Genomic DNA, 17,522 nt, shown 5'->3' on the forward strand with positions numbered 1-17,522 from the left:
AGCCATGCGTCGATATTGTCTTGCCCTGCTGCCTCTGGTGTTGAGCGGCTGCGTCAGCACCGTGGCGAGCGTCGTCACCGCGCCTGTGAAGGTAGTGAGCAAGGGCGTCGACTGGACCACCACGAGCCAGTCCGAGGCCGATCGCAATTACGGCAAGAAGATGCGCAAGGCCGAGGAGCGTGAGGGGCGCGAGCGGAAGAAGGCGGAGAAAGCGTGTCGCAAGGATCCGGCGGCGTGTGGGACGTATGATGGGTATCGGGCTGGGCAGCCGCGGGACGATTGATCGGCAGTCCCCGGCGGAGGGCGGGGTCCAGGCGTGGCGCAGGGGGTAATTGTCGCTGCGCATCGTCACTGCGACCTTTCCGACTAGGCCCCGGCCTTCGCCGGGGAGCAGATGGCGCGCGCACTTTGAGTTTCCGACCGTCACCCCGGACTTGTTCCGGGGTCCACCAAGTGGCTTTCGGTGAGGATAGTGCATCCGGGACAGAGCGTGCGGCACGGTGGACCCCGGACCAAGTCCGGGGTGACGGTCTATGCTCGGCCGGGTTGCTACTGCTGTCCCAATATCCCGGCGATTGCGCGCAGGGTTTGCGGGTGGAGTTGGACGCCGAGATGGCCCGACCTGATCTCGATGTCGCGGGCGAGGGGGTCGCCGTCGCTGCGGCAGATGCGGCCGTTGACCAGGCCGTCGCTGCGGCTCCAGATCGCGGTCGAGCGCACCGGCAGCGGAGCGGCGGCTTCGGCGCTGCGCCGGCGGACCGCGTCGCTGTCGATCCGTTCGCCGGTGAACCATTCGAACGCGCGCCAGACGTTGGTCGCGCGGGGCGATCCGGCAAAGGGCGAGCTGACGGTGATCACCTCACGGATCATGCCGGGCAGGCGCTGTGCGGCGAGGCGCGCCATGATGCCGCCGAGGCTGATGCCGATCAACGTGACGGGCTGCCCCGTTTCGGCATGGAGCGCGCGGATCCGGTCGAACAGCCGCTCCGCTTCCGGCCCGACCACGCGCACGCCGGTGTTGCGGCCGAGCCCCCAGCCTTCCGCGCGATAGCCGAGATCGTTCAGGTAACGGCGCAGCACGAAGTTCGAGCGATCGGCATTGAACAGGCCGGGCAGCAGCAGGATCGGGCGGCCATCGCCGCGCGGCAGATCCGCCAGCGAAGCGCGGGCGCGAATCAGCGACATCACGGTCAGCGCCGCGCGCGGCAGCTCGGCCGCCCAGAGCAGCTTGGAGGGCGCGCGCCGATCGCGCACGGGGGTTGTTTCCTGCACCATGCTGGGTGTGATATGACACATTCATGGCTCACGATACGCACGTTCTCGCAACCGCCCCCAGCGCCGACTGGTCGATCCCGCAGGATTGGTCGCACTATACGCCCGAGGAGCATGCGACCTGGGACACGTTGTTCGCGCGGCAGGCGAAACTGCTGCCGGGGCGCGCTTCCAACGCCTATCTGCGCGGGCTAGACGTGCTCAAGCTCAGCAAGCCCGGCATTCCCGATTTCGAGGAATTGTCCGAACGGCTGATGAAGCTGACCGGGTGGCAGGTGATCGCGGTGCCGGGGCTGGTGCCGGACGACGTGTTCTTCGATCACATGGCCAATCGCCGCTTCGTCGCGGGCAATTTCATCCGGCGGCCCGACCAGCTCGATTACCTGCAGGAGCCGGACGTGTTCCACGACGTTTTCGGCCATGTGCCGATGCTCGCCGATCCGGTGTTCGCCGATTATCTCGAGGCATATGGCAAGGGCGGGCAGCGCGCATTGGGGCTTGATGCGCTGAAATATCTCGGCCGGTTATATTGGTATACGGTGGAATTCGGGCTGATCGCGGAGCCCGAGGGCCTGCGCATCTACGGCTCGGGGATTGTCTCCAGCTTTGCGGAGTCGCGTTTTGCGCTGGACGATCCGAGCCCCAACCGCATCGCCTTCGATCTGGCGCGGGTGATGCGCACGGAATATCGGATTGACGATTTTCAGCAGAATTACTTCGTCATCCCGAGCTTCGACGAACTGCTGCGCCTGACGGTGGAGACGGACTTCGCGCCGCTCTACGCCGAACTGAAGGCGCTGCCGGATATCGCGGTGGCGGAGGTGCTGCCGGAGGACGCGCTGATGACGCGCGGGACGCAGGAATATGCGCTGTCGAAGGGGTGAGCTGTCGTTATCTGGCCCCGTCTGGGGGGCGGCGGCCTTGCACCAAATCGAGGGCTTGATGATCTGACTTTTACCCGTTCGTGCTGAGTAGAGACCGAGTAGGCCGCAGGCCGTATCGAGGGCTCGTATCGAAGCACTGATGGAGCGCGGTATCCCCTGTCCTTCGATACGCCCTCTCGATACGCGCTTCGCGCTACTCGATGCCTGTCCTGAGCGCCTGCCCTTGCAGGCAGTCGAAGGGGCACCTTAGGACGAACGGGGAAGGTGCGGCCCACCTCGCTCGTCAAGCCGTGGAAGAAAAAGCTGGACCCCGGCTCAAGGCCGGGGTGACGGAATGAGGTCAGATATCCAGCGCCCAGCCGTCGCGGCCCTTGGGATCGAAGGGGCGGTCGGGCACGTAGCGCGTCGCGCCCGCGGTCAGCTTCAGGATGGTCCAGTCGCCGCGGCGGTCGGTTACTTCCAGCGTGCAGCCGCAGGCTTCGAACGCGGCCACGACTTGGTCGCGTTGCGTGTCGAGCAGACCGGCGAGGATGATCGTCGCGCGGGCATCCGCAACGGCCGCGATCTCGGGCGCCATCGAGACGAGCGGGCCGGCGAGGATGTTGGCGATGACGAGGTCATAGGGCGCGCGGGCGGTGATCGCGTCGGCGAGTGCGCCGTCGGCGACGATCAGGTCGATGCCGGCGACGCTGTTCGCGACCGCATTCTCGCGCGTGACTTGCACTGCCGCCGGGTCGATGTCGGTCGCCATGATCGCCGCCGCCGGCCAGAGGTGTGCAGCGGCAAAGGCGAGCAGGCCGGTGCCGGTGCCGATATCGATGACGTTCGCGAAGCGGTGGTCGGCGAGGCCGTCGAGCATCTTCAGGCAGCCACTGGTGGTCGCGTGATGACCGGTGCCGAAGGCGTTGCCGGCGTCGATCAGGAAGGTGCGGCCGCCCGCGGGGGCCTCGACCGGGTGCGCACTGGTGTGGACGACGAAGCGGCCCTCGGCGATCGGTTCGAGCCCTGCCTGGCTCATCGCCACCCAATCCTCGGAGACCAGCGGTTCGATCTGCGGCTGGGAGTCGCCGGCGCTCGGCACCAGGGCCTGGAGCGCGGCGATCATCGCGGCATCGGGTTCTTGCTCGCTATAGGCATCGAGGCGCCAGGTCTCGACATCGTCCTCGACCGTCTCGGTGGTCATGATCACCGCGTCGATCGCGAGATCGTCGGCGGCGTCGATTGCTTCGGCTTCCGCGCGCGTGCAGGGCAGGGTGACTTTCCAGGATTCGATCGGCGGGTTAGCGGACATAGCTTGCCCCGTTCACGTCGATCACGCCGCCGGTCATCGAGGGTGGCGCCTCCAGCGCGAGGAATTTCGCGGCGGTTGCTACCTCCTCGGGCTGGGCGACCCGGCCCAGGGGGATGTCGGCGAGCAACTTGTCGCCGCCGCGGCTGGCGAGGTAATCCTCGCCCATGCCGGTCATGGTGAAGCCCGGGCAGATCGCAAAGGCCAGGATGCCCTCGGCGGCATAGCCGCGGGCGATGCTCTTGGTCATCGCCACCATGCCGGCCTTGGACGCGGCATAATGCCAGTGCGCGGGCGAATCACCGCGATAGGCGGCGCGGCTGGCGATGTTGACGATGCGGCCGGGGGCGTGGCGCTGCTGCCAATGCGCCACCGCCAGGCGGCACAATTCGGCCGAGGCGGTAAGATTGATGCGCATCGTGCGCTCCCATTCGGCGACCCATTCGTCGTGCGGACGATCGAGCGGGTTGGCGTCGAACACGCCGGCATTGTTGATCAGCACGTCGATCCGGCCATCGAGCCGATCCAGCGCCGACTGCCATAGCGCCTGCGGTGCTGCGGGATCGCTGAAGTCGGCGGGAATGCCGCTGGTCGTGCCGTGGCCGACGAGCGCGACGTCAGGCAAATCGAGCGCCTTTGCGATCGCCGCGCCGATGCCCCGGCTGCTGCCGGTGAGGAGGATGTTGGTCATGGGGGCGGGGCATATCGCGTGGGGCAGCGTGGCGCCAGCACTGCGATGGGGCTGAAACTACTTGGATCGCTATCCACATCCTCCCCCGCCAGGGGGGGTGCCGCCGAAGGGGCGGAGGGGGAGGTAAGCGGCGGCGTCTCCAACAGAGTACGTCACTTACCGCGCCCTCCGTCACGCTGCGCGTGCCACCTCCCCCTGGCGGGGGAGGATTAGAGCGAGTCGACCTAACGTTTTTCGATAGCTTGTATCGGAGCACCTAGAGCGCGCGCCTGTCCTTCGATACGCCTTCTCGGTACGCTACTCGATGGCTACTCAGGACGAACGGAGGGTGGGGCGGACGGCGGGCGCGGGACGCGGGAGCGGGAGCGGGAGCATGCGTCGCACAACGACCTCGCATCACGTTCCATCAAGCGGCTTCATGCTCCGAAAAGCGATCCGCCGCTTCCTTCAGGCTGCCGAGGCGATCGTTCACGGCGCCGAAATCGCGTTCCAGCAGGTCGATCTCGCTCGCCACGCCTTCGGTATCCTCGCGGATCATGGCGATGGTGGTGGACATCGAATCGGCAGCCAACGCGGTTTCGTCCACGGCGGCGGTGATGGCGGTGACGGTGCGTGCCTGCACTTCCATCGCGCGGCGCATGCGATCGGCGGAATGCTGCGCCTCCGCCGCGGTTTCCTTGATCGAGGCGTTGGTGGCGACGGTCGAGCGGGTGGCGGATTGGATCGCCGCGATCTTGGCGGCGATATCGTCGGTGGCGCGCGCGGTCTGGTTGGCCAGGCTCTTCACTTCCTGCGCGACGACGGCAAAGCCGCGTCCGGCATCACCGGCACGCGCCGCCTCGATCGTCGCGTTCAGCGCGAGCAGATTGGTCTGGCCGGCGATGGTGCGGATCAGGCCGAGGATCGATTCGATCGACTTGGCATGCTCGCTCAGCGTCTCCGACATGCCGACCGCTTCGCCGGCCTGGGTCGAGGCGCGGCCGGCGATCTCGGTCGCGGCTTCCACCTCATGGCGCGCGTCTTCGATCGCCCGGATCAGCCCGGAGGCGATCTGCGCCGCCTCCCGCATGGCGACGGCCGATTGCTCGGCGGCGGACGCCACTTGCGAGGTCTTGCCGAACATGCCGCGGGTCGAGGTGGATGCACCATGCGCCTGGTCGCGGATGCGCAGGCCGAGGCTTGCCGTGCCGTCGATCGATTCACCGATCTCGGCGCGGAAGCGGTCGGTGCGCTTGGCCCGCGCTTGTTGCGCGCGCTGTGCATCGCGCTTGCCCAGATGCGTGCTCATCACGTCGGCTTCGACCTGGGCCAGGCGCTGGATGACGTCGGCCAGTTTCCGGATACGCGCGGCATCGTCGCCGAGCTTCTCCGCCACGATCTTCAATGTCTCGCTATGCGCGAAACTGAGCGAGGAGAGCAGGGCAGCGAGCGGTATGTCGGCCTCATAGGCTTGGCTCGCATGACCCATGGCCATCATCATCCACGCATCGCCGAACGGTTCGGCATATTTGACGCGGGTATACAGCGCGCTCTTGGCGACGCGCTTGGCGCGCAGCGCGGTATCGAACAGGGGCACGAGGTGTGCGGTGACGGGTAGCGACAGATAATAGTCCCAGAAGCTGCCCGAGATCGTAGCTTCCGATCCCGCGGTCAGCCGGGCGATCTCCGCCGCGGCATCGGCGATGCTGCCGTCCCAATCGTAATCGGCGACGCGCGCCGCTGCCGACCGTGCCCCGCCGCTCCAGCCGCCGAGCATGCCTGGCTCGCTTTGTGGCATCCGATCATCCCCTCATCCGCCTCATGCAGCAACTTTGGCGACGAATTCGCCCGCGCTGTTCTTGAGTGTTCCCAGCCGGCCTTCGAGCGAATCGAAGCCGCGGCCGACCGTGTCGATCTCCGATGCCACGCTTTCGGTGTCCTCGCGAATCGCCGCGATCGTATTCGACATCGAATCGGCGGCGAGCGCCGTTTCGTCCACGGCCGCGGTGATCGCGGTCACCGTCTGCGCCTGCGCCTCCATGGCGAAGCGGATGCGGTTGGCGCTTTCCTGCACTTCGGCGACGGTCGCCTTGATCCCGGCATTGGTATCGACGGTCGAGCGGGTGGCGGACTGGATCGCAGCGATCTTGGCGGCGATGTCGTCGGTGGCGCGCGCGGTCTGGTTGGCTAGCGATTTCACTTCCTGCGCCACCACTGCAAAGCCGCGTCCGGCGTCGCCGGCACGCGCCGCCTCGATCGTGGCGTTGAGCGCGAGTAGGTTGGTCTGGCCGGCAATGTCGCGGATCAGCCCCAGGATCGATTCGATCGACTTGGCGTGATCGCTCAGCGCCTCGGACATCCCGACCGCGACGCCGGCCTGGCCGGAGGCGCGGGTGGCGATCTCGCGCGCGGCATCCACTTCGATCCGCGCATCCTCGATCGCGCGGATCAGCCCGGCGGCGGTGTGCGCCGCCTCGCGCATGGCGACGGCGGATTGCTCGGCGGCGGCGGCGACTTCGGATGTCTTGCCCAGCATGCCGCGCGCGGCGCTGGAGGTGTGCAGCGATTGCTTGCGCAGCACCGCGCTCTCGTCGGTGGCATCTTCCACCATCGTGGCGATGCCATCGCGGAACTCGCTGGCCAATTGGTCGCGTTCGCGCCGTGCGGCATGCTGGCGGAAGGCACTGTAGATCTCGACCGTGATGTCGCTTTCCAGGCCGCTGAGCCGCAACACGGTATCGATGAAGTCGGGCAGGCGCGGATCGTCGGCCGGGACTTCGCGTAGCAGGACGGCCATCGCGGCGCGGTCGCTGGCGCACGTCATCGACAGCAGGGCCATCGGCGAGGCGCCGGCGGCATAGCCCGAGGCGACCGAGCGCTCCATCGATTCGACCCAGGCGCGACCGCTGACGTCGCAGAAGCGATTGCGCAGATAGGTGGCGCCGAGTTGCAGCATCTTGGCTTCCTCATGCGGCTGCCAGTCGCGTGCGCCGGGGCTGGCGCGGCGCCATTGCTCCCAGAAGGCGCCGGCCAGGGCCTCGCCGTGGGGCTCCAGGATCGCCCAGACGGTCCGGCCGCGCTCCTCCAGCGTGCCGTCGAAATCGAAGGCGCGCAGCCGCGCCTGCATGTCGATCGTCGCTGCGATCGTTCCGGGCACGGGTAGGGTCTGGTCGAGCAAGGATGTCACTCCGGATGAGGCACCGGGTGTACGCCGGCTGTTCCCGCGTTCGTCTACAGCCGATTTGGTTAAGAGGGGGTTAGAAGGCGAAAGCGGCCGCGTCGCAACGCTTGCATCACCGCGCATGCCGACTAATAGGTCGGGCTTCGTCCCGTTCAGGGGCCTGCTAGAGGATCTGCCCCTTGGCCACCCGACCATCGACCCGCCCGCTCAGCCCCCATTTGATGCACGTAAAGTGGCCGATCAACATGGTCGTGTCGATCGTGCACCGCGCGACCGGCAGCGGGATGGCGACGGTCGGCACTGCGTTGCTGGTCTGGTGGCTGGCAGCGCTTGCCGCGGGCAAGGAAGCGCATGATTATTTCTGGTCGTGGTTCACCGGCAGCTGGGCGCCGCTCGGCTATCTGTTCGGCATCGGGCTGACGCTGTCGCTGTTCCAGCACATGGCGAGCGGCGTGCGCCACTTCTTCATGGATGTCGGCGCGAATTACGAGCTGAAGGGCAACCGGATGAGCGCCTGGGCGACCTTTGCCTTCTCGCTGACCGCGACGATCCTGTACTGGGCGTATCTGACGATGGGGAAGAACTGATGGGTACGGGCACCAAGATCGGCATCGTCCGCGGCCTGGGCAGTGCCAAGCAGGGCACCGGGCATTGGTGGCACCAGCGGCTGACCGCGGGTGGCAACCTGTTCCTGATGCTGTGGTTCATGCTCGCGGTCGCGCACGTCCCGTCATATGATTATGCGGCGTTGCGCCTGTGGCTGTCGTCGGCATGGGTGGCAATCCCGCTGATCCTGCTTATCTTCAGCGTGTTCTACCACTTCCGGCTCGGGCTGCAGGTGGTGATCGAGGATTACCAGCATGGCCAGAGCCGCGTGATGCTGATGATCCTGCTCAACTTCTTCACCTTTGCGGCCGCCGGGGTCGCCATCTTCTCGATCCTCAAGGTCGCGTTCATCGGGGTCCCTAAATAATGGCCGAAGCGTACAAGATCATCGACCATGTCTACGACGCGGTGGTCGTTGGTGCCGGGGGCTCAGGCCTCCGCGCGGTTATGGAATGCGCGCAGAACGGCCTGAAGACGGCCTGCATCACCAAGGTGTTCCCGACGCGCAGCCACACGGTCGCCGCGCAGGGTGGCATCGCCGCGAGCCTGGGCAACAATTCGCCCGATCACTGGACCTGGCACATGTACGACACCGTCAAGGGGTCGGACTGGCTGGGCGACCAGGACGCGATCGAATATATGGTGCGCGAGGCGCCGGCCGCAGTGTACGAGCTGGAACATGCCGGCGTGCCATTCAGCCGCAACGATGACGGCACGATCTACCAGCGTCCGTTCGGCGGCCACATGCAGAACATGGGCGAGGGGCCTCCCGTACAGCGCACCGCCGCGGCGGCCGATCGTACCGGCCATGCCATGTTGCACGCTTTGTACCAGCAGAGCCTGAAGTACGACGCAGACTTCTACGTCGAATATTTCGCGATCGACCTGATCATGGAGAACGGCGTGTGCAAGGGCGTGATCGCTTTGTGCATGGACGACGGCTCGCTCCACCGTTTCCGCTCGCACCAAGTGGTGCTGGCGACCGGCGGCTATGGCCGCTGCTATTTCTCGGCGACCTCGGCGCATACCTGCACCGGCGACGGCAATGCGATGGTGCTGCGCGCCGGCCTGCCACTGCAGGACATGGAGTTCGTCCAGTTCCACCCGACCGGCATCTACGGCGCGGGCGTGCTGATCACCGAGGGTGCGCGCGGCGAGGGCGGGTATCTGACCAATTCCGAAGGCGAGCGCTTCATGGAGCGTTATGCCCCGTCGGCCAAGGATCTGGCGTCGCGTGACGTGGTCTCGCGATCGATGGCGATGGAGATGCGCGAAGGCCGGGGCGTCGGCAACAATGGCGACCATATCTGGCTGCATCTCGACCATATCGATCCCAAGGTGCTGCACGAGCGGCTGCCGGGCATCACCGAGACGGGCAAGGTCTTTGCCGGGGTCGATCTCACGCGCCAGCCGCTGCCGGTCACCCCGACCGTGCATTACAACATGGGCGGCATCCCGACCAATTATCACGGCGAAGTGGTCCATCTGAAGGATGGCGATCCCGACGCGGTCGTCCCCGGCCTGTTCGCGGTCGGCGAAGCGGCGTGCGTGTCGGTGCACGGCGCCAACCGGCTCGGCTCCAACTCGCTGATCGATCTCGTGGTGTTCGGCCGTGCGACCGGCAAGCGCATCGCCGAGATCATGAAGCCGGGCACGCCGCACGATCCGGTGGTCAAGGCCGCCGACGAGTTCGCGCTCGGCCGGCTCGATCACTTCCGCCAGTCCAAGGGCAGCGCCACCACGGCGGGCCTGCGTCTCGACATGCAGCGCACGATGCAGAAGCATTGCGCGGTGTTCCGCGACAATGCGCTGCTGGGCGAAGGCCGCACCAAGATCGGCGCGACCTATGCGCAGCTTGGCGATATCGGCATCACCGATCGCTCGCTCATCTGGAACACCGATCTGGTCGAGACGATGGAGCTCGACAATCTGATGGCGCAGGCGGTGACCACGGTGGAATCCGCTGCCAACCGGACCGAAAGCCGCGGCGCCCACGTCAACGAGGATTATCCCGACCGCAACGATGCGGAATGGATGGTGCACTCGACGGTGACGTTCGATGGCTGGGGTGGGAAGGGCGGCACCAGCACGCTCGGCACGCGTCCGGTGCACGATTACACGCTGACCGACGATGTCGAGTATATCAAGCCGAAGAAGCGGGTGTACTGAGCGGACGACGACAGTAGCGGGGGGGAAGCTTCGCGCTTCAATGCGTTTGGCAACCCGGTATGCCACCTCGCAATCCGTCATCCCGGGCTTGTTCCGGGGCCCACCAAGCTGCTTGCGATGAGCATAGTGCGTCTGGCGCATAGCGTGCGGAACGGTGGACCCCGGAACAAGTCCGGGGTGACGGCGGCGGGGATCCCCGACCGCTTGACAGGCACTGGGTGCGACCCGACATCGTGACCCAAGGGGGCGTGTCGATGCAGTTGTTCCGGCGGATCGTGACGGGTGTGGTGGTGGCGGGGATCGCTGCGGTCGGGGCGGCGCAATCGACGTACCAGCCGCCGCAGCATACCGAGGCACCGCCTTTCTACGCCGAGGTCACGCCCGAGCAATCCGCGCATCTGGCCGATCTCGGCCTTACGTCCGAGCGCGACCGGACGGCCGGCTGGCTGCTGGCCGAGCATCGCCGCATCGATCGCGCGCTCGGCGGCCTGCAGCCGCAGCGCAAGGGCGTGGTCGATGCCTATGTGCTCGCGGTCGCGCTCGACAGCGATCCGGTGTTCGGGCGCGAGGCGCGCGAGGCGGGGCGCGTGTTGTCGGCGCGGTATGATGCCGCCGGTCGGACGATCGTCATGGCGGGGAGCGATGGCAGCGGGGACAGCATGCTGCCGCGCGGCTCGCCGGACAATATCGCGCTGGCGCTCGCCCGCATCGCCGAGGTGATGGACCGCCGCGAGGATGTGCTGGTGCTCTACACTACCAGCCACGGCGCGCCGATGGGCATCGTCTATAATGACGGCGATCAGGGCTTCGGGATGATCTCGCCGCGGCGGCTGTGGACGATGCTCGGCGCGCTTGGCATCCAGCGGCGCATGCTGCTGATCAGCGCCTGCTATGCCGGCGTGTTCGTGCCGCTGCTGGCGAGCGAAGACAGCGTGGTCATCACCGCGGCGGCGGCGGATCGCACCTCGTTCGGGTGTCAGGCGGATAGCGACTGGACCTTTTTCGGCGATGCGCTGATCAACCATGCGCTGCGCAAGCCGCAGCCGATCGCGGCGGCGGGCGAGGAGGCGGTGGGGCTGATCACGACGTGGGAGCAGCGCGGCAAACTGGAGCCCTCGCAGCCGCAGGTGTCGATTGGGGCCGGGACTGCTGGCTGGCTGGCGGCGCTCGATAAGCGCGGACCGACGGTTGCGAGTGCGCCGGTGGGGCGGCCGGCGGTGTCGTTGCTCGACGGGCAGTAAAGCGGGATCGGGCGGTGTTCCCCGGCGCAGGCGAAGGGCCACGGCGGACAGGTTTTGGTAACTAGGCGCGGCGCACGTTACGTCTGCTCCTCGACTGGGCCCCGGCCTTCGCCGGGGAGCGGCTGCGCCTGGAAACGCGCGGCCTGAAAAGGCTCGGAACCTTGGTTCATTTTCAGGGTTCCAGCGCGCATGCCGCAGGAAATCAAATATCCGCTTCTCGCCAAGCCGCACATCCGCCTGTCGGGCACGGTCGATCAGCTCATGTACCAGAACTTCCGCAGCCAGCTCGACGCGTGTCCGCTCGAGGGTACGTTGGTGGTTGCGTTGACAACGCTCGGCGGCGATCCGGAAGTCGCGCGCACGATGGCCGACGATATTCGGCTGCTGCAGGAGCATGACGGCCGCGAAATCCTGTTCCTGGGCAAGGTCGCGGTCTATTCGGCCGGTGCCACGTTCATGGCCGCGTTCCCGGTCGATCGCCGCTTCCTGACGCGTCGGACGCGGTTGATGATCCACGAGCGCAAGATCTCCAAGCAGATCAACCTGGAAGGGCCGCTGCGCATGATGGTCGCGTCGATCAAGGCGGCGCTGCACGAAGTCGAGCAGTCGATCCTGATCGAGGAGGAGGGCTTTCGCGATATCGTGCGGGGCAGCAACGTCGATTTCGGCGATCTGCGCGAAAAGGCGCCGGCCAATTGGTATATCGAGGCGGAGGAAGCGCGCGACCTGGGGTTGGTGCTTGACGTGATCTGACCGTCCGTGCGCCGTCTGCACGGATCCTGCACCGACATTCCACGCCAACAGCTTTGGCCTTTCGCTCGGCCGCGCCTTAGCCGATACTCTCCACAACCTTAGGGGAGTATCATGTCCGACCATGTCACCGAACGTCCGCCGGGGCGCAAACTGCTGTTCGCGATCCTGATCGGCGCATTGCTCGCGATCCCGCTCTTTGCCGTCTACCTGCTGGTCTATGATCGCCAGTCACAGTCGGAGACGGCGCGATCCTCGATCGTCGAGGGCTGGGGTGGGCCGCAGACGATCGCCGGGCCGGTGCTGGTCATCCCCTATAGCGAGCAGGTTAGCGAGACGGTGACCGAAAACGGCAAGCAGGTGGTCAAGACCAATATGGTGTGGCGCGAACTGACCATCGCGCCGGTTTCCGCCGACATCCGATCGGAACTGAAGCCGGAACGCCGCAGCCGCTCGATCTACGATGCGGTGGTGTACGAGGCGCGCAACACCGGCACTGCGCGCTTCGCCATGCCGGCCGACCTGCAGCGCTTCGGCGTCGGGCTCGATCAACTCACGCTGAACCGGGCCGAGTTGCGCTTCGGGTTGCGCGATGCGCGCGGCCTGTTCGGTCCGCCGCCCTCGGTGACGATCGACGACCGGCGGCTGGCGCTGCAACCGGGCAAAGGGCCGAGCGAAGTCGGCGGTTCGGGCTTCTTCACTTGGCTCGATGCCGGCGCGCTGCAGCAGGCGCCGATCGCTGTCAGCTTCGACTATGCCTTTCGCGGCAATGGCTGGCTGTCGCTGTTGCCCCAAGCGGGGGATACACGCTGGACGGTCAGCTCGACTTGGGCGAGCCCGAGCTTCACCGGCGGCTTCCTGCCAGCTACCCGCCGCGTCGACGACAAGGGCTTCAGCGCCACCTGGCGTGTGGGCAATCTCGCGCTCGGTCGCGCCTTGGTCGGTACCGAGCAGGACAAAGCGGAGCAGGCGACGCCGTACAATGCCCGCGGTGTCGATTCACTGGCCGCGACGCCTGGCGATTACGAGGCGCGCGTCGATCTCGTTACGCCGGTCGACCTCTACAGCCAGGTCAATCGCAGCGTGAAATACGGCTTCCTGTTCATCGGCTTTACCTTCGTTGCGTTCCTGATGTTCGACGTGATCGGCGGCGTGCGCGTGACGGCGGTGGAATATTTGCTGGTCGGCGCCGGACTGGTGTTGTTCTTCGTGCTGTTGCTGGCCTTTGCCGAGGTGACCGGCTTCACGCCGGCTTATTGCCTGGCGGCAGCGGCAATCATCGGCTTGCTGACGGCCTATTCGTCCGCGGTGCTCGGCAGCTGGCGGCGGGCGACCTATATCGCGGGGCTGCTCACCGCCTTGTACGGAGTGCTCTATGTGCTGCTCAGCCTGGAGGCCTATTCGTTGCTGATCGGATCGTTGCTGCTGTTCGCGGCGCTGGCGGCGGTGATGTATCTTACCCGGGGGCTCGATTGGGGCGGCCGGGTGCCGCCGACCGAGCATCCTTTTACGAGCTGATCCCTGCGGGGCCGCCCGGTCTTCTCGCGGAGACCGGGCGGAATAAATGATGCTAAAATGAATCAAGTAACGCAACGTACCGCGCGTTCGCGCGCTATCATGGCCGATGGCTAGACTGTTTTTCGAGCTGAACGAGTGCGGGACCGTGACCGGCGATGTCGAGGGGCAGGAGGTGGCCGATCTCGATGCCGCCCGGGCGAAGGCCATCGCGGCAGCACGCGATATCATGGCCGCCGAGGTACTCAGCGGCAAGCTGTGCCTCAGCTGCAATATCCGGGTGACCGATCGCGATGGCGAGACGTTGCTGTTGATCCCGTTCAAGGATGCGGTGACGGTTTCGGGTATGTAGGCGGCAGGTCGCCGGTAGTTGGTTGGCGGCGTTCGACTGGGTGGGGCAGCTGCGTAGCGCGTGGCGCATAAGCGAGAATAGACGGGTGACCGCGGGTGCTGCAAACCCACCGTCAGCCAGGTTTGCCGAGCAGTCGCTTGGGAATCCCAAGCGACTGCTCGGTTGCGGCAATTATATCGACATGCCGCCGTCGATGTCGATCGTGGAGCCAGTGATGAACGACGATTCGTCGCTCGCCAGGAATGCGGTCAGCGCGGCCACTTCCTTTGCCTCGCCGTAGCGGCCGAGCGGGATCGTCGGCACCAACATCTCGGCGTAAGGGCCGTCGAGCGGGTTCATGTCGGTGGCAATCGGGCCGGGCTGCACGACGTTGACCAGGATCTTGCGGGGTGCCAGGTCGCGCGCCCAGCCGAGCGCCAGCCCGGTCACCGCCGCCTTGGTCGCGCTATAGGTCGCCGAGCCGGGGAACGGCGCGGTGTGGCCGCTGATGCTGCCGATGATGATGATGCGTCCCCCATCCGGCATGTGCGGCAGTGCGGCGATCGTGCCCGAATGAACGCCCTCCACGTTCAGCGCGAGCTGTCGGCGCAGATTGTCGGGCGTATCCTCGCTGACCGGCGTGAAGATGCCGAAGCCGGCATTGTGCACCACGATATCGATTCCGCCGAGGACCTTCGCCGCTGCATCGAATGCCGCGGTCTGGGCGACCGGATCGGCACCGTCGGCCTGGATCGCTTCGCCCTTGCGCCCGCTTGCGCGGATCGCATCGACCACGCTCTGCGCCGCATCGGCGGCGGCGGCATAGGTGATCACGACATCGGCGCCGTCGGCCGCCAGCCGCGTGGCGATCGCGGCGCCGATGCCGCGCGAGCCGCCGGTTACCAGCGCGCGCTTGCCCGATAATCTCCCTGTGTCAGTCATTGTCGTCACTCCGTCTGCCCGCGGCCACGCATCGTGCGCTGTCGGCAGAAAGCCATCTGGGAAGCTGCTTCCAACAGTTCAATAATACCGAACTATTAAACTGAGGAGCCTGCCCCTATATGACTGTAATGGCGAGCTTCGTTCATCCCAATCTTGCCGATGTCAGCCTGGCCGCGGCGCTCCACGCGCTATCCGATCCGGTGCGGCTGATCATGGTCGCCAAGCTCGATCTGGGGCACGATCTCAACTGCACCGCGGCGAGCCCGTGCGAGCCTGTGCCCAAAAGCACCATCTCCAACCATTTCAGGATCTTGCGCAATGCCGGGCTGGTCGAGACGAAATCGGCCGGGCGCGAGATGATCAACACGCTGCGCCGCGCGCAGTTCGACGCGCGCTTTCCCGGCCTGCTCGACAGCGTATTGGCCAATCGCCCGGCATAACATGGCCTGGAAGGGTGGTCAGGGGTTGCGCTGAAGGGGCTGGAGGCATAGCTGCACCTGCGTACATATTCGCCGCAGGAACCGCAGAGCATGGCCGAATTCTCGTTGCCCAAGAACAGTGTCGTGACGAAGAAGGGCAAGGTCCACAAGGCCGACGCGGACGCGAAACGCGTGAAGAACTTCAAGGTCTATCGCTACGATCCCGATACGGCCGAGAACCCGCGCTACGACACGTTCGAGATCGATCAGGATTCGTGCGGGCCGATGGTGCTCGATGCGCTGATCAAGATGAAGTCGGAGCAGGATAGCTCGCTGACCTTCCGCCGCTCGTGCCGTGAGGGCATCTGCGGGTCGTGCTCGATGAACATCGACGGCCGCAATGGCCTGGCCTGCACCACCGCGATCGACGACGTCAAGGGTGACATCACCATCACGCCACTGCCGCACATGGAAGTGATCAAGGACCTCGTCCCCGATTTCTCGCTGTTCTACGCGCAATATGCCTCGATCAAGCCGTGGCTGCAGACCGTCACCCCGCCGCCATCGGGCAAGGAGCGACTGCAGACGCCGGAACAGCGCGAGCAGCTGGACGGGCTGTACGAGTGCATCCTGTGCGCATGCTGCTCGACATCGTGCCCGAGCTATTGGTGGAACAGCGACAAGTTCCTGGGGCCGGCGATCCTGTTGCAGGCCTATCGCTGGCTTGCCGACAGCCGCGACGAGATGACCGGCGAGCGGCTCGACGAACTGGAGGATCCGTTCCGCCTGTATCGTTGCCACACGATCATGAACTGCGCCAATGTCTGCCCCAAGGGGCTCAACCCGGCCAAGGCGATCGCCGAGATCAAGAAGATGGAAGTCGAACGCCTGGTTTGACCTTCCGTGCCGCTCGATCCCTGTTCGTCACCGCGGAACCAGCGTGGGGTGCCGGGCGATCCGGGGCGGCGCTGCCGATGAACGGATGATCCGGGAGGCGCGGGTCGCGGTGTCGGTGGACGCCGGCCGTGTCGGCATGATGCCGCATTCACTCTCCTGTCCCTTGGCGGGAGGGGCGCCGAAGCCCATGGGCAGGAAGACATACCCATGACCTCGGTCCTCGCTGCTTATAACGGGCTGATCGCCAGCGGCGAACTGCGCCCCGATCCCGAACAGGCCGCCGCCGCCGCCCGGCTGGCGACGCTCGCCAGCGAGCTGGAAGCGACGCCGAAGCGCGGTTCGACGCTGTGGCGGATGCTCGGCAAGGCGCCCGTGCCGCCGCGTGGCCTGTATCTATGGGGCGGGGTGGGGCGCGGCAAATCGATGCTGATGGACCTGTTCTTCGATTGCCTGAACATCAACCGCAAACGCCGCGTCCATTTCGGGGAGTTCATGCTCGAAGTGCACCAGCGCCTGGCGGCCGAGCGTGCCAAGGGGCTGGGCGATCCGATTCCGCCGGTGGCTGAAGGCCTGGCGGAGGAGGCACGGTGCCTTGCCTTTGACGAGATGATGGTCACCAACAGCCCGGACGCGATGATCCTGTCGCGGCTATTCACCGAACTGCTCGCGCGTGGCGTGACGGTGGTGACCACGTCGAACCGCCCGCCGGCGGATCTCTATCTGAACGGTCTCAACCGTGAGCATTTCCTGCCGTTCATCGCACTGGTCGAGCAAAAGCTTGACGTTCTGCCGCTTAACGGCCCGGTCGATTACCGCCGCGACCGGCTCGGCAGCCAGGAAACGTGGCTCGTGCCCAATGGGCCGGAGGCGACGCGGCAATTGTCCGACGCGTTCTTCCGCCTGACCGACTTTCCGGTCGAGGATCGCGCGCATGTGCCCGCCGAGGATATCCCGGTGCAGGGTGGCCGGACGTTGCACGTGCCCAAGAGCCTGAAGGGCGTGGCGGTGTTCAGCTTCAAGCGCCTGTGCGGCGACAATCGCGGCACCGCCGATTACCTGGCCATTGCGCGCAGATATCACACGGTGATCCTGGTCGGGGTGCCGAAGCTTGGGCCGGACAGCCGCAACGAGGCCGCGCGCTTCGTCTCGCTGGTCGACGCGCTGTACGAGCATAAGGTCAAGTTGCTGGCCGCCGCCGATGCACAGCCCGACCAACTTTACGAGCGGGGCGATGGCCGTTTCGAGTTCGACCGGACCGTCAGTCGGCTCGAGGAGATGCGCTCGGAGGACTATCTGGCAGCGGGGCATGGCACTATTGCAACTGCGAACCAGTTGCAATAAGCTGCTTTAGCGGTTG

At 66.0% G+C, this 17,522-nt stretch carries 18 protein-coding genes; 12 read left to right on the top strand and 6 right to left on the bottom strand.

Going from position 1 to position 17,522, the window contains the following annotated elements; all coding sequences use genetic code 11:
* Positions 1-4 precede the first annotated feature (4 nt).
* Positions 5-283 carry a hypothetical protein gene (locus NV382_RS17825; RefSeq protein WP_260598114.1) on the top strand — a complete coding sequence of 93 codons (279 nt, stop codon included), beginning with the start codon at positions 5-7 and terminating at the stop codon, positions 281-283.
* A 266-nt stretch (positions 284-549) separates the two neighbouring features.
* Here NV382_RS17825 and NV382_RS17830 read toward each other — a convergent pair whose 3' ends face one another.
* Complete coding sequence (locus NV382_RS17830) at positions 550-1,254, bottom strand: esterase/lipase family protein (protein ID WP_260598115.1); 705 nt, start codon at positions 1,252-1,254, stop codon at positions 550-552.
* A 44-nt stretch (positions 1,255-1,298) separates the two neighbouring features.
* Here NV382_RS17830 and phhA point away from each other — a divergent pair, with 44 nt between their 5' ends.
* Complete coding sequence (gene phhA, locus NV382_RS17835; RefSeq protein ID WP_260598117.1) at positions 1,299-2,156, top strand: phenylalanine 4-monooxygenase; 858 nt, start codon at positions 1,299-1,301, stop codon at positions 2,154-2,156.
* A 340-nt stretch (positions 2,157-2,496) separates the two neighbouring features.
* On the opposite strand, the gene NV382_RS17840 is transcribed toward phhA, so the two are convergent.
* From NV382_RS17840 to NV382_RS17855, 4 genes are all read right to left on the bottom strand, one after another.
* On the bottom strand, positions 2,497-3,447 hold the full coding sequence (locus NV382_RS17840) for a 50S ribosomal protein L11 methyltransferase (RefSeq protein ID WP_260598119.1): 951 nt from the start codon (positions 3,445-3,447) through the stop codon (positions 2,497-2,499).
* Entirely contained in the window at positions 3,437-4,135 is a 699-nt protein-coding gene (locus NV382_RS17845; protein ID WP_260598120.1) for an SDR family NAD(P)-dependent oxidoreductase, read from the bottom strand. Before NV382_RS17845 ends, NV382_RS17840 begins: the two co-directional genes overlap by 11 nt.
* 406 nt (positions 4,136-4,541) lie before the next feature.
* Positions 4,542-5,912 (bottom strand): methyl-accepting chemotaxis protein, encoded by a 1,371-nt coding sequence (locus NV382_RS17850; RefSeq protein ID WP_260598122.1) that lies wholly within the window; start codon positions 5,910-5,912, stop codon positions 4,542-4,544.
* A gap of 21 nt (positions 5,913-5,933) precedes the next feature.
* A complete protein-coding gene (locus NV382_RS17855; protein ID WP_260600469.1) occupies positions 5,934-7,241 on the bottom strand; it encodes a methyl-accepting chemotaxis protein in 1,308 nt (435 codons plus the stop codon).
* 299 nt (positions 7,242-7,540) lie between these two features.
* Here NV382_RS17855 and sdhC point away from each other — a divergent pair, with 299 nt between their 5' ends.
* From sdhC to NV382_RS17890, 7 genes are all read left to right on the top strand, one after another.
* Positions 7,541-7,882: a succinate dehydrogenase, cytochrome b556 subunit gene (gene sdhC, locus NV382_RS17860; RefSeq protein WP_260600470.1), complete on the top strand. Its 342-nt coding sequence runs from the start codon at positions 7,541-7,543 to the stop codon at positions 7,880-7,882.
* Positions 7,882-8,268 (top strand): succinate dehydrogenase, hydrophobic membrane anchor protein, encoded by a 387-nt coding sequence (gene sdhD / locus NV382_RS17865; protein WP_260598123.1) that lies wholly within the window; start codon positions 7,882-7,884, stop codon positions 8,266-8,268. The genes sdhC and sdhD overlap by 1 nt, the downstream gene beginning before the upstream one ends.
* Entirely contained in the window at positions 8,268-10,070 is a 1,803-nt protein-coding gene (sdhA, locus tag NV382_RS17870) for a succinate dehydrogenase flavoprotein subunit (protein ID WP_260598124.1), read from the top strand. Before sdhD ends, sdhA begins: the two co-directional genes overlap by 1 nt.
* A 254-nt stretch (positions 10,071-10,324) precedes the next feature.
* Positions 10,325-11,311 carry a C13 family peptidase gene (locus tag NV382_RS17875; protein ID WP_260598125.1) on the top strand — a complete coding sequence of 329 codons (987 nt, stop codon included), beginning with the start codon at positions 10,325-10,327 and terminating at the stop codon, positions 11,309-11,311.
* A gap of 189 nt (positions 11,312-11,500) precedes the next feature.
* A complete protein-coding gene (locus tag NV382_RS17880; protein ID WP_260598127.1) occupies positions 11,501-12,064 on the top strand; it encodes an ATP-dependent Clp protease proteolytic subunit in 564 nt (187 codons plus the stop codon).
* 111 nt (positions 12,065-12,175) lie between these two features.
* Positions 12,176-13,579: a cell envelope integrity protein CreD gene (gene creD, locus NV382_RS17885; protein WP_260598128.1), complete on the top strand. Its 1,404-nt coding sequence runs from the start codon at positions 12,176-12,178 to the stop codon at positions 13,577-13,579.
* 106 nt (positions 13,580-13,685) lie between these two features.
* Positions 13,686-13,928, top strand: a complete 243-nt coding sequence (locus tag NV382_RS17890; protein WP_260598129.1) for a DUF6894 family protein — start codon at positions 13,686-13,688, stop codon at positions 13,926-13,928.
* Between the two features lie 171 nt (positions 13,929-14,099).
* Here NV382_RS17890 and NV382_RS17895 read toward each other — a convergent pair whose 3' ends face one another.
* A complete protein-coding gene (locus NV382_RS17895) occupies positions 14,100-14,849 on the bottom strand; it encodes an SDR family NAD(P)-dependent oxidoreductase (protein WP_260598130.1) in 750 nt (249 codons plus the stop codon).
* A gap of 119 nt (positions 14,850-14,968) precedes the next feature.
* Here NV382_RS17895 and NV382_RS17900 point away from each other — a divergent pair, with 119 nt between their 5' ends.
* The 3 genes from NV382_RS17900 (at position 14,969) to zapE (ending at position 17,506) form a co-directional block, all read left to right on the top strand.
* Entirely contained in the window at positions 14,969-15,289 is a 321-nt protein-coding gene (locus tag NV382_RS17900; RefSeq protein ID WP_260598131.1) for an ArsR/SmtB family transcription factor, read from the top strand.
* 90 nt (positions 15,290-15,379) lie between these two features.
* Positions 15,380-16,165: a succinate dehydrogenase iron-sulfur subunit gene (locus NV382_RS17905; protein WP_260598133.1), complete on the top strand. Its 786-nt coding sequence runs from the start codon at positions 15,380-15,382 to the stop codon at positions 16,163-16,165.
* Between the two features lie 207 nt (positions 16,166-16,372).
* Entirely contained in the window at positions 16,373-17,506 is a 1,134-nt protein-coding gene (gene zapE / locus NV382_RS17910) for a cell division protein ZapE (RefSeq protein WP_260598135.1), read from the top strand.
* Positions 17,507-17,522 lie beyond the last annotated feature (16 nt).

It is taken from the genome of Sphingomonas endolithica (assembly GCF_025231525.1).
GTDB classification, from domain to species: domain Bacteria; phylum Pseudomonadota; class Alphaproteobacteria; order Sphingomonadales; family Sphingomonadaceae; genus Sphingomonas; species Sphingomonas endolithica.

Coding starts and splice junctions, on each gene's coding strand:
- NV382_RS17845 (WP_260598120.1), bottom strand. CDS start 4,135: ATGACCAACATCCTCCTCACCGGCAGCAGCCGGGGCATCGGCGCGGCG.
- sdhA (WP_260598124.1), top strand. CDS start 8,268: ATGGCCGAAGCGTACAAGATCATCGACCATGTCTACGACGCGGTGGTC.
- NV382_RS17840 (WP_260598119.1), bottom strand. CDS start 3,447: ATGTCCGCTAACCCGCCGATCGAATCCTGGAAAGTCACCCTGCCCTGC.
- NV382_RS17850 (WP_260598122.1), bottom strand. CDS start 5,912: ATGCCACAAAGCGAGCCAGGCATGCTCGGCGGCTGGAGCGGCGGGGCA.
- NV382_RS17905 (WP_260598133.1), top strand. CDS start 15,380: ATGGCCGAATTCTCGTTGCCCAAGAACAGTGTCGTGACGAAGAAGGGC.
- phhA (WP_260598117.1), top strand. CDS start 1,299: ATGGCTCACGATACGCACGTTCTCGCAACCGCCCCCAGCGCCGACTGG.
- creD (WP_260598128.1), top strand. CDS start 12,176: ATGTCCGACCATGTCACCGAACGTCCGCCGGGGCGCAAACTGCTGTTC.
- NV382_RS17895 (WP_260598130.1), bottom strand. CDS start 14,849: ATGACTGACACAGGGAGATTATCGGGCAAGCGCGCGCTGGTAACCGGC.
- NV382_RS17855 (WP_260600469.1), bottom strand. CDS start 7,241: ATGCAGGCGCGGCTGCGCGCCTTCGATTTCGACGGCACGCTGGAGGAG.
- sdhC (WP_260600470.1), top strand. CDS start 7,541: ATGGTCGTGTCGATCGTGCACCGCGCGACCGGCAGCGGGATGGCGACG.
- sdhD (WP_260598123.1), top strand. CDS start 7,882: ATGGGTACGGGCACCAAGATCGGCATCGTCCGCGGCCTGGGCAGTGCC.
- NV382_RS17880 (WP_260598127.1), top strand. CDS start 11,501: ATGCCGCAGGAAATCAAATATCCGCTTCTCGCCAAGCCGCACATCCGC.
- NV382_RS17890 (WP_260598129.1), top strand. CDS start 13,686: ATGGCTAGACTGTTTTTCGAGCTGAACGAGTGCGGGACCGTGACCGGC.
- NV382_RS17825 (WP_260598114.1), top strand. CDS start 5: ATGCGTCGATATTGTCTTGCCCTGCTGCCTCTGGTGTTGAGCGGCTGC.
- NV382_RS17900 (WP_260598131.1), top strand. CDS start 14,969: ATGACTGTAATGGCGAGCTTCGTTCATCCCAATCTTGCCGATGTCAGC.
- zapE (WP_260598135.1), top strand. CDS start 16,373: ATGACCTCGGTCCTCGCTGCTTATAACGGGCTGATCGCCAGCGGCGAA.
- NV382_RS17875 (WP_260598125.1), top strand. CDS start 10,325: ATGCAGTTGTTCCGGCGGATCGTGACGGGTGTGGTGGTGGCGGGGATC.